This window comes from Pseudomonas rhizozeae (assembly GCF_031583775.1).
GTDB lineage: Bacteria > Pseudomonadota > Gammaproteobacteria > Pseudomonadales > Pseudomonadaceae > Aquipseudomonas.
This window is the reverse complement of the sequence record NZ_JAVLSB010000070.1, coordinates 1-7,192: the sequence shown is the minus strand read 5'-3', so window position 1 is coordinate 7,192 and position 7,192 is coordinate 1. Positions and strand designations below refer to the sequence as shown.

Genomic DNA, 7,192 nt, shown 5'->3' with positions numbered 1-7,192 from the left:
GCTCCCACAGTGTTTCGTGTGAGCTACAAAATTTGGGTACACCACAAAAACCTGGGAGTTGTGGCTGGACCTGATTCCTTCAAACAGCACAAAACCCTGGGATCTTTGGCTGGATCTGATTCCTTCAAAGAGCACAAAACCCTGGGATCTTTGGCTGGACCTGATTCCTTCAAACAGCACAAAACCCTGGGATCTTTGGCTGGATCTGATTCCTTCAAACAGCACAAAACCCTGGGATCTTTGGCTGGACCTGATTCCTTCAAACAGCACAAAACCCTGGGATCTTTGGCTGGACCTAATTCCTTCAACAGCACGAAACCCTGGGATCTTTGGCTGGATCTGATTCCTTCAAACAGCACAATTTCCTGTGGGAGCTGGCTTGCCAGCGATGAGGCCAGCACATTCAAATCACTTTTCACTGACCTGACGCCATCGCGGGCCAGCCCGCTCGCGCTTTCAGTAACCCAACGACAACCCAGTGTTGCGCCGTGGATCATTGGCGCCATAAAAGCGGTTTTTGCCCACCGGTTTGCCATCCAGCGACGGCGCGCCGACGAGGATCGCGGCGAGGTGGTTGGCATCTTGCGGCCCGGCGAATTTGTGGCCCCAGCTTTCCAGCAGTTTTTGCGTGTCGGGGCTGACGGCGAAGGTTTCCAGATTGGTTTCTTCCGGCAGCCATTGCTGGTGGAACCGCGGCGCGTCGACTGCTTCCTGGATGTTCATGCCGTAGTCGATCACGTTAAGCATCGTCAGCAACGTCGCAGTAATGATCCGGCTGCCACCCGGCGTCCCCACCACCATCACCACTTTGCCGTCCTTGGTGACGATGGTCGGGCTCATCGACGACAACGGCGCCTTGCCGGGAGCGATGGCGTTGGCTTCGCCCTGGACCAGGCCGTACATGTTCGGCACGCCGATTTTCGAAGTGAAGTCATCCATCTCGTCGTTGAGAATCACCCCGGTCTTGCTGGCCATGACCCCTGCGCCAAACCAGTCGTTGAGGGTGTAAGTCACCGATACCGCATTGCCCCATTTGTCTACGATCGAGTAATGGGTGGTGTTGCTGCCTTCGTGCGGCGCGACGCCAGGTTTGATGTCACGGGACACACCGGCCTTTTGCGGCTGGATCGCATCGCGCAGTTTCGCCGCGTAGTTTTTATCCAGCAGATGCTCGATCGGGTTCCTCACGAAATCCGGGTCGCCCAGGTAGCTGTTGCGGTCGACATAAGCGTGGCGCATGGCTTCGATCTGATAGTGCAGCCCCTGCGCCGAGTGATAACCCAGCTCCTTCATCGGGTAGCCATCAAGGATGTTCATGATCTGGCAGATCACCACCCCACCGGAGCTGGGCGGCGGCGCGGACACCACGTGGTAACCCCGGTAATCGCATTCCACCGGCGCCAGTTCGCGGGTCTTGTATTTGTCGAGGTCGGCCTGGGTGATGATGCCTTTGTTGGCCTGACTGGAGGTCACGAGGGCGTCCGCCACCCAGCCTTTGTAGAAGCCGTCCGCGCCTTTCGCGGAGATTTCCCGCAAGGTCTTGCCGAGGTCTTTTTGCACCAGTTTCTGCCCGACCTGCATCGGCTCGCCGTTGTGCAGGAAGATCGAGCCGGAATCGCGCATGTCCTTTTTGAACACATCAGTGGCGTACTCCAGCAGGTCCACGTCACCCTGCTCTAGCACGAAGCCTTCTTCGGCAAATTTGATCGCCGGCGCGATCAGATCCGCACGGGGCTTGCTGCCGTATTTCTTCAGCGCAAGCTCCATGCCCGACACCGTGCCCGGCACGCCGACCGCCAAATGGCCGCGGGTGCTGAGGTCGGGGATGACATTGCCCTCCTTGTCCAGGTACATGTCGGCGGTGGCGGCCAGCGGGGCTTTTTCGCGGAAATCAAGGAAGGTCTTGCGGCCGTCCGCCAGCTGGATAGTCATGAACCCACCACCGCCCAGGTTACCCGCCGCGGGATACACCACCGCCAGCGCATACCCCACGGCCACCGCCGCATCGACGGCGTTGCCGCCGCTTTTCAAGACGTCGACGCCCACGTGCGACGCCAGGTGTTGGGCAGTCACCACCATGCCGTTTTCGGCAGCAACCGGTGCGACAGAGGCGGCATGGGCAGTGATGACACAAAAAGCCAGGGAGGTCGCAATCAGCGATTTGGCAAAGATTTCGAACTTCATGAGTCGGTCTCTTTTTTTGTTTTTAAGGTGCATTCGAGGAGCAAAACGCTGCAACAGCAGTAGCCAGTATGGCTGGGATTACGGTTTGCGCCTGCCGATCGAGACGCTATGCTGGCCGTCCCTGCCCCTGCCGTCAGAGCTTGCTGCCCATGCTTTACACCTTCCGCACCATGGCCTCGCCCGTCGGCGAGTTGAAGCTGGTGGCCAAAGGAGCACGACTGGCGGCCATCCTCTGGGAAAACGATAAACCCAACCGCGTGCGCCTCGGCCCTCTGCTGGATCAACCTGACACCGACGTGCTGGTCCGCGCCGAACAACAACTCACCCAATACTTCGCCGGCCAGCGTCGCCAATTCGAACTGGACCTGGACTTCACCGGCACTGACTTCCAGAAACAGGTCTGGCAAGCGCTGCTGACCATCCCGTTCGGCGAAACCCGAAGCTACCGCGACATCGCCCGCCAGATCGGCAACGAAACCGCCGTGCGCGCGGTGGGCGCCGCGAACGGGCGCAACCCGATTTCCATCATCGCCCCGTGCCACCGGGTGATTGGCGCGTCAGGGGCGTTGACTGGATTTGCCGGGGGGTTGGCGGCGAAGCAACTGTTGTTGCGTCTGGAGGGTTGTGAATGGGTGGGTTCGCGGCAATTGACGCTGTGTTGATGCCCTGCTTTCCCACGCTCCCACATTCAGACTGCCAGTCGATTGCCCCCTGTGGAGAGGGAGCTTGCTCCCGCTGGCTTGCGCAGCAAGCCCGATACCGGGTAACTCGAATTGTCAGTGAAATCGGGGGCACAGGTTGTGGGGGGGCTTCGCCGCCCAGCGGGAGCAAGCTCCCTCGCCACAATGGATGGCGGTGCGCCTCATGGTGTTGGGTTGGCTGGCAGGCCGCCATCGCTGGCAAGCCAGCTCCCACAGAGGATATTGAGGGTGCCCGCGAGTAAGGGGGTCAGCGCCGCGCGATACGCAACCAGCCTTCACCGTCCACCACCGCCTGCAGCGGCTGATAATCGAAGAACGCTGCGTGCGGCGTGTCCAGCGGATGGGCATGTGTCGAGGTCACGATACGCAAATCCGCCCCCGCCGCCTCCGCCGCTTGAATCCCCACCGTGGCATCTTCGAATATCAGGCACTCGCCAATCTCGACACCCAGGCGCTGGGCGGCGATCAGGTAACAGTCTGGGTTGGGTTTACCATCGCTGACATCATCGGCGGTGACCATCACATCAGGTCGTGGAATGCCCGCCGCTGCCATGCGCCGCAGGGCCAGGCCGAGGGGTGCGGAGGTGACGATGGTCCAGCGATCGGCCGGCAAGTCCTTGAGAAATGCCACCGCACCGGCCACTTCGACGACGCCGTTGACGTCTTGCATTTCCGCCTCGGTGATCCACGCAGCCTCGACGTCCGGGTCAATGCCCGGCAAGTCGAGGCGGCGGATGGTGTCTACCGCGCGGGCTCCATGGATGGTCGGCAGGAAGGTCTCGACATTCACCCCGTGGCGCAACGCCCAGGTGGTCCAGACCCGCTCGGCGGCGGCGATGGACGTCAGCAGCGTGCCGTCCATGTCGAACAGAAAGGCGCGGTAGTGACCATCGAATACGGCATCGGCTACAGACAAAGTGAATCTCGCAATTCAGGCGGAAGGGGCATGCACTTTAGCATCGACGCCCCGTTTGCCGACAACCACGACCGCGTTCAGCGGTGCGTATGTTGCTTCTTGATCGCCCCTTGCACGCAGTCGAGCAGCGCGCTGATACCCCAGGGTTTTTTAATGAACGATACGTCGTGGCGCACGCCGGATGTCTCCGGGGTTTCGAAACCGGACATGATCATGATCGGCATGTGTGGCCAGGTGTCGCCAACCCTATTCGCCAGGTCAGCACCGTTCATCACGCCCGGCATCGTGATGTCGGTGAGCAGCAGGCTGACATCGTTGAAATGTTGTTCAAGGAAAGGAAGCGCAATATCGGCGCTCTCTTCCGCCCTGACCTTGAAACCTTCTTCTTCGAGAATTTCGCAGAGAAAATCGAGGATGAGAGGATCATCCTCGACGACAAGAATAATACCCGGCTGTGCTGCTGCTTCAGCCATCGGTGGTGGACACATGACGATGACACTCCCTGACTGCCTAACGAATTCACGGGCTTACGTCCGCTACCTGCAACTTATGAGCAGCGCACTTGCCGAAAATTCATTTTTACTTCACAGGGTCTTCAGAACGCCAGTTTGTAGCCGATCATCGCCAGCATCACCGCCAGACACGGCCGCAGTAATCCGTCGGGCACGCGCCCGGTCAGGTGGCTGCCGATATAGATGCCCGGCAACGAGCCCATCAACAGAAAACCGAGCAAGTGCCAGTCCATATTGCCCATGCTCGCGTGGCCGAGCCCGGCGACCAGGGTCAGCGGCACCGCGTGGGCGATTTCGGTGCCCACCAGGCGTTTGGTGGCGAGGAAAGGATAGAGAATGAACAACGCTACCGTGCCGAGCGCGCCCGCGCCGATCGAAGTCAACGCAACCATGGTGCCGAGGATGATTCCGGTGAGCACGGTCAGGCCATGCAGGCGCGGACCGCTGAGGTGAAACTGATCGCCGGCATGTCGTTGGGCGAATGCCAGCAGTTGGCCCTTGAACAGGATTGCCATCGCCGTCAGTAACAGCACGACACCCAAAGCCTGCTTTATGACGGCGTTCATCGCGGCCGGGTCGGTGTCGAGGTTTTTCAGGAACCACAGGGTCAGCAGCACCGCCGGCACGCTGCCCAGGGTCAGCCAACCGGTGATGCGCCAATCGATGTTCTTGTTTTTCTGATGGACGTAAACGCCGCCTGCCTTGGTGATGGCCGCGTACAACAAGTCGGTGCCCACGGCGGTCGCCGGGTTGATGCCGAACCACAGCAGGATCGGGGTCATCAACGACCCGCCGCCGACACCGGTCATGCCGACGATGAATCCGACCACCAAACCGGCGACGACAAAACCAAGGTTACCGAAATCCATCGTTATTCCTGAAAAGCAGCGCATTAGATGAAAGTGGCGCGCAGGATAACGGCGTTTCTTATAACGACTTATATTAAATTGATCTTAATTTATAACCGGTTTCAAATCGCCGAAGGACCGGCGTTAGAATCCGTCGACGTGAACCCGATACAAATTGCCAGAGAATTGTCCAGTCATGCGCAGCCATCCTTCGTTCCGCGCCAGCGCCTTCGCGGTGCTATTCGCCAGCGTTTTCAGTACCGCCTTGCATGCTGCCGAGCCAGCGACAGCGTTGCAAAAGACCGTCGATGCCGCCGTGCGCCCGGTCATGCAAACGCATAACATCCCCGGCCTGGCCGTGGCGGTGATCGTCGACGGTCGGGCGCAATACTTCAATTACGGCGTCGCTTCCAGCGCCTCGCAGCAAAAAGTCAGCCGCGACACGCTGTTCGAGATCGGCTCTGTGAGCAAGACCTTCACCGCGACCCTGGCGGCCTACGCCCAGGTCCAGGGCACATTGCAGCTGTCGGACCCGGCCAGTCAGCACTGGCCGGAACTGCGCGGCACGGCGTTCGACAAAGTCAGTCTGCTTAATCTCGGCACCTACAGCGCCGGCGGCCTGCCCCTGCAATTTCCCGCCGAGGCGGACGACGCCAGCCGCATGCTCGGCTATTACCAGCGCTGGACGCCGGCCTTCGCCACCGGTTCGCAACGCCTGTATTCAAACCCGAGTATCGGCCTGTTGGGCTTCCTCGCGGCGCGTAGCCTGGGCCAGCCGTTCGATGAAGTGATGGAAAGCACCTTGCTGCCGAAACTCGGTTTGCAGCACACGTTCCTCAGAGTGCCACCCGCGCAAATGGCGCGGTACGCCCAGGGCTACAACAAGGACCAGCAACCGGTGCGCGTCGGCCCCGGCGCGTTGGATTCCGAGGCCTATGGCGTAAAAACCAGCAGCGCCGACCTGGTGCGTTATGTCGAAGCCAACCTGCATCCGCAGCGCCTGGACAAACCGCTGCAACAGGCGATTGCCCTCACCCACACCGGCTATTACCGCGCCAGCGAGATGACCCAGGGCCTGGGCTGGGAGCTTTATCCGTATCCAGTAACGCTGGAGCGTCTGCTGGCCGGCAACGCAACGCCGATGGCCCTTGAACCGCAACCAATCACCTGGCTGAACCCGCCCGCGCCACCGCGACAGGACACCTTGCTCAATAAAACCGGCTCCACCGGCGGCTTCGGTGCCTACGTTGCGTTCGTCCCGGCGAAGCAGATTGGCGTTGTGTTGTTGGCAAACAAGAACTACCCGATCCCCGACCGCGTGAAGATCGCCTACCAGATCCTCAACGCACTGGACCCGCAACAAACGGCGCATTAAATAATGAAGGCCTGGTTGCCGTATTCAGGCGAACAGGCCTTTAAGTGCCGCGTATTGCAACAGCATGATGGTTTTCGCGTCAGCAATTTCGCCGCGCTCGAATGCCGCCATCGCCTGCTCGAAGGGCCACTCCAGCACCTCAAGCTCCTCGGTCTCCTCTTCAAGTCCGCCGCCCTCGCTCACTCGGGACGCGGCATCGTATTCGGCGACGAAGAAGTGCAGCTTTTCCGTGACCGAGCCGGGGCTCATGTAGGCCTCGAAGACTTTCTTCACATCGTGCACCCGGTAGCCGGTTTCTTCTTCGGCTTCGGCGCGGATCCGTGCTTCGGGGTCGGCGCCATCCAGCAAACCCGCCGCCACTTCAATCAACAAACCGTCGTGCCCGTTGACGAACACGGGCAAACGAAACTGCCGGGTGAGAATCACGGTGTGGCGCGCGCGGTTGAACAGCAGGATCGCCACGCCATTGCCGCGATCGTAGACCTCGCGGGTCTGGCGCTGCCATTCGCCGTTGTTGCGCAGGTAATCGAAGGTGATTTTCTTCAGCAGGTACCAGTCGTGGGACAGCACCCTGGACTCGACAATTTTCACCCGGTCGGCGGTGTTGGGCATGCTCGGCCATCCTCTGTGGTGTCAAAAGCCCTGATGATAAAGCA

General features: G+C 60.2%; 7 protein-coding genes. 2 read left to right on the top strand and 5 right to left on the bottom strand.

All coding sequences use genetic code 11. From position 1 onward, the window contains the following. Positions 1-456 precede the first annotated feature (456 nt). Positions 457-2,184, bottom strand: coding sequence for a gamma-glutamyltransferase (ggt, locus tag RG836_RS24815; protein ID WP_310850338.1), 1,728 nt, complete (start codon positions 2,182-2,184; stop codon positions 457-459). A gap of 149 nt (positions 2,185-2,333) precedes the next feature. Here ggt and RG836_RS24810 point away from each other — a divergent pair, with 149 nt between their 5' ends. Continuing rightward, positions 2,334-2,846: a methylated-DNA--[protein]-cysteine S-methyltransferase gene (locus tag RG836_RS24810; RefSeq protein WP_310850336.1), complete on the top strand. Its 513-nt coding sequence runs from the start codon at positions 2,334-2,336 to the stop codon at positions 2,844-2,846. A gap of 286 nt (positions 2,847-3,132) precedes the next feature. Here the strand turns inward: RG836_RS24810 and RG836_RS24805 are convergent, their stop codons facing one another. The 3 genes from RG836_RS24805 to RG836_RS24795 form a co-directional block, all read right to left on the bottom strand. Beyond that, positions 3,133-3,801 carry an HAD-IA family hydrolase gene (locus RG836_RS24805; RefSeq protein WP_310850335.1) on the bottom strand — a complete coding sequence of 223 codons (669 nt, stop codon included), beginning with the start codon at positions 3,799-3,801 and terminating at the stop codon, positions 3,133-3,135. Positions 3,802-3,878: 77 nt separating this feature from the next. Continuing rightward, positions 3,879-4,289 (bottom strand): response regulator, encoded by a 411-nt coding sequence (locus tag RG836_RS24800; protein WP_310850334.1) that lies wholly within the window; start codon positions 4,287-4,289, stop codon positions 3,879-3,881. A 107-nt stretch (positions 4,290-4,396) separates the two neighbouring features. Then, entirely contained in the window at positions 4,397-5,182 is a 786-nt protein-coding gene (locus RG836_RS24795) for a sulfite exporter TauE/SafE family protein (protein WP_310850333.1), read from the bottom strand. A gap of 175 nt (positions 5,183-5,357) precedes the next feature. Here RG836_RS24795 and ampC point away from each other — a divergent pair, with 175 nt between their 5' ends. Further along, complete coding sequence (gene ampC / locus RG836_RS24790; RefSeq protein ID WP_310850332.1) at positions 5,358-6,536, top strand: class C beta-lactamase; 1,179 nt, start codon at positions 5,358-5,360, stop codon at positions 6,534-6,536. A gap of 24 nt (positions 6,537-6,560) precedes the next feature. Here ampC and RG836_RS24785 read toward each other — a convergent pair whose 3' ends face one another. Next, positions 6,561-7,148, bottom strand: coding sequence for an NUDIX domain-containing protein (locus tag RG836_RS24785; protein WP_310850331.1), 588 nt, complete (start codon positions 7,146-7,148; stop codon positions 6,561-6,563). Between the last annotated feature and the right edge of the window lie 44 nt (positions 7,149-7,192).